The following is a 1,806-nucleotide window of genomic DNA, read 5'->3' as shown; positions in this document are numbered from 1 at the left end:
CGCCGCGCCGCGCTGGCCACGCGCCTGCTGCGCGAACGCGGCGCCCGCGCGGTGCAGGTGCTGCACCCGCGCATCGATACCGCGCACTGGGACCTGGTCGTCGCGCCCGAACACGACGGGCTGGCCGGCCCGAACGTCATCACGCTCTGCGGCAGCCTCAACCCCGTGGACGACGCCTGGCTCGCGCGCGCGCGCGCCGCCTTCCCCGCCTTTGCCCGGCTGCCCTCGCCGCGCACGCTGGTGCTGCTGGGCGGGCCGACGCCCGCGGTCCGCTTCGACCGCGGCGCCTTCGAAGTGATGGCCTCGAAGCTCGAACACTGGCTGGCGATGGGCGGCGGCAGCCTGCTGGTGCTGGGCTCGCGCCGCACGCCGCCGAAGCTGGCGGCGCTGGCGCGCAGCTACTGGGCCGACACGCCGGGCCAACGCTGGTTCGGCCCGGAAGACGGCGCCAATCCTTACGAAGGCGCGCTGGCCTGGGCCGAGCGCATCGTGGTGTCGCCCGACTCGGTGAACATGGTGTCCGAAGCCTGCGCCACCGCCGCGCCCGTGTACGTGGCCGAACCCGGCCGCGCCACCGGCCGCGTCCGCCGCTACCTCGACGCCCTGCTCGCCCGCGGCCGCATCCAGCCCCAGTCCAAGCTCCCGCACGACGCGCCCGCCGAACCCCTGCGCGAAACGCCGCGAATCGCCGCGATCGTGAGGGAAAGGCTTTTTGCCGGCGGCTAGAAAACCAAACCACGCTCGGCGCAGGCGCTGCGGACGGCGGCGCGGGCGGCGTCGAGCGTGTCGTCGGGCGGCACGATGCGCGGGCGCTGGTCGAGGGTGCAGTCGAGGCCCAGGTCGAGCATCAGCGCGTGCGCGGCGAGCAGCGGTTCGAGGTGGGCTGCCGGCAATGCGCCGGCGTCCGCGAGGGCGCGCAGCAGGCCGGGCGTGTCGCGCGGCGTGCACAGCGACGGGTGCGCGCCGGCGTGCTGGAGCACCAGCGCCTGCACCAGGAACTCCAGGTCCACCAGGCCGCCCTCGCCCTGCTTGAGGTCGAAGCGGCCCGGGCCGCTGCGGTCGAGTTCGGCACGCATGCGCCGGCGCATCGCCACCACGTCCTCGCGCAGCGCCGCCGGTTCGCGCGGGGCCTGCAGGGTTTCCGCGCGGATGCGTTCGAAGGCCGCGAACACCGCCGGCGCGCCGGCGATCGGCCGCGCCCTCACCAGCGCCTGTCGCTCCCAGGTCCAGGCGCGTTGGCGCTGGTAGTCGGCGAAACTCTCCAGGCTCGACACCAGCATGCCCTTGGCGCCGTCCGGGCGCAGGCGCACGTCCACGTCATAGAGCTTGCCGGCGCCGGTGACCGCGCCCAGCAGGCTCACCAGCCGCTGCGCCAGCCGCGCGAACCAGCGGCCGGCGTCGAGCGGGCGGGCGCCGTCGGAGCTGGCGTCGGCGGCGGCGTCGTGCAGGAACACCAGGTCGAGGTCGGAACCGAAGCCCAGCTCGCGCCCGCCCAGGCTGCCGTAACCCAGCACCGCCAGGCCCGCGCCGGGCACGCGGCCGTGCTGGCGCGCCAGGTCGTCTTCGGCCAGGCGCAGCAGCGCGCGCAGCAGGGCCTCGGCCAGCGCGGCCAGGCGCGCGGCGGCGTCCACCGGCGCCACGCGCAGGCCCATGGTGGCCAGCGCCAGCCGGAAGCCGATGGCCTGGCGCACTTCGTTGAGCGCGGTGAGCCCGGCCTCGATGTCGTCGGGCGGCAGCCGCTGCACGGCCTCGTCCACCAGCGCGGCGATTTCTTCGGCGTCGGGCACCGGGCCGGCGGCGCGGGTG

2 protein-coding genes are annotated in these 1,806 nt (G+C 76.0%); one reads left to right on the top strand and one right to left on the bottom strand.

Annotated elements, in window-relative coordinates; translation table 11 throughout:
• Positions 1 to 726: mitochondrial fission ELM1 family protein (locus N790_RS04890; RefSeq protein WP_043801523.1), on the top strand; the 726-nt coding region annotated here is incomplete at its 5' end.
• Here the strand turns inward: N790_RS04890 and N790_RS04885 are convergent.
• A partial coding sequence (locus N790_RS04885) for a [protein-PII] uridylyltransferase family protein (RefSeq protein ID WP_043801522.1) occupies positions 723 to 1,806 on the bottom strand: 1,084 nt, incomplete at its 5' end. The two genes, N790_RS04890 and N790_RS04885, sit on opposite strands and share 4 nt — an antisense overlap.

Source organism: Arenimonas malthae CC-JY-1 (genome assembly GCF_000747075.1).
Classification (GTDB): Bacteria; Pseudomonadota; Gammaproteobacteria; order Xanthomonadales; family Xanthomonadaceae; genus Arenimonas; species Arenimonas malthae.
This window is presented reverse-complemented; position numbering and strand designations above follow the sequence as displayed.